The sequence below is a fragment of the Pseudomonas sp. 43NM1 genome (genome assembly GCF_002836905.1).
Taxonomy (GTDB): Bacteria; Pseudomonadota; Gammaproteobacteria; order Pseudomonadales; family Pseudomonadaceae; genus Aquipseudomonas; species Aquipseudomonas prosekii.
The window spans coordinates 1-1,445 of sequence record NZ_MKGS01000116.1 but is presented as its reverse complement, the minus strand read 5'-3'; the positions used below and the strand labels follow the sequence as shown (position 1 = coordinate 1,445).

Here is a 1,445-nt window from a genome sequence, read left to right as displayed (position 1 = left end):
CGCCAGCACCTTTAAATCATGACGAACCGCGGGAATGTGCAACGAGAAATGCGCCGCATTGGCCGGCCGGAACATACGCTTATCCTTAAGCAAAGAGGAAATGAGCGCGATATCCAAACCGTCCGTGGTCTGTGCACGCGAAAACTGGCGGGCACGTTAACAACGGGGAAAAAGTATTGATGTAGGAAGGGTCGTCAACCTCAGTCAGACCCATCCTATTCGTAAGAATGCAGCGTCAACGTCCGGTCCAAACGCAAAAAATCGCCAGTTTCAGCAGCGCATAAAAGGGTTTGACGTAAACCCTGTAAGTGCTGCGAAACCGGCGATTTTTGTTTGAGGCCAGCTATGTAAAGGCTGGCGATCTAGCGATCGAGCAACCGCCCCAACCCATCCAGCAACCGCTGCAACGCACCCTGATTGCGCCGCATCACGTTCAACCCCGCCTCCGCCATCCGCTGCGCATCGCGCGGCAATTCGAACAGACGCTGCACCGCCACCGCCAGGCCTTCGGCGTCCTCGACCTCGGCCAACGCCCCGGCGCTGCGTAGTTGCGCGGCGATTTCGAGGAAGTTGAACAGGTGCGGTCCGCTCAGCACCGGTTTCGCCAGCGCTGCTGGCTCCAGCAGATTATGCCCGCCATTCGGCACCAGACTGCCGCCGACAAACGCGCTGTCGGCCAGCGCGTAAAGAAACAGCAATTCGCCCATGGTGTCGCCCAGCAGCACCGACGTGTCGGCGGTCACCGGTTCGGCCAGTGAACGGCGCACCGTGGCAAAACCCTGCTGTTTGCACAGTTCGAACACCGAGTTGAAACGCTCCGGATGGCGCGGCACCAGAATCAGCAACGCGTCGGGGTGATTGGCGAGCAATTGACGATGCGCCGCCAGCACCACTTCGTCTTCACCTTCGTGAGTGCTGGCGGCGATCCACACCGGGCGCTCCTGCGCTTGCCACTGGCCGCGCAATTCGGCGGCGCGTTGCAACAACGCTGGGTCGATGGTCAGGTCGAACTTGATCGAGCCAGTTACTTCGACAGTTTGCGGACGCGCGCCGAGATCACGGAAGCGCTGCGCCTCGGCCTCGGTTTGCACCGCAAACAGACTCATTTCGGCAAGCATCGGCGCGGTGAGTTTGTGAAAACGGCCATAGCCTTTGGCCGAGCGCTCGGACAATCGCGCATTGGCCAGCGCCACCGGAATCCCGCGTTTGGCGCATTGATGGATGTGGTTGGGCCACAGTTCGGTTTCCATAATCACGGCGAGTTTCGGCTGCACCCGATCGAGGAACCGCGCCGCCGCACACGGCAAGTCGTAAGGCAAATAGCAATGCTGGATGCGTGGTTCATTGGCGAACAAGGCCTGAATGCGTTCGGACCCGGTCGGCGTCATGCAGGTCACGGTAATCGGCAGCGTCGGGTAGCGCTGCAGCAGCGCGCGGATCATCGG

At 60.3% G+C, this 1,445-nt stretch carries 1 protein-coding gene; it reads right to left on the bottom strand.

The genetic code is table 11. The features are described from left to right. Window positions 1–362 precede the first annotated feature (362 nt). Window positions 363–1,445: lipid IV(A) 3-deoxy-D-manno-octulosonic acid transferase (gene waaA / locus BI292_RS11275; RefSeq protein ID WP_101207926.1), on the bottom strand; the 1,083-nt coding region annotated here is incomplete at its 5' end.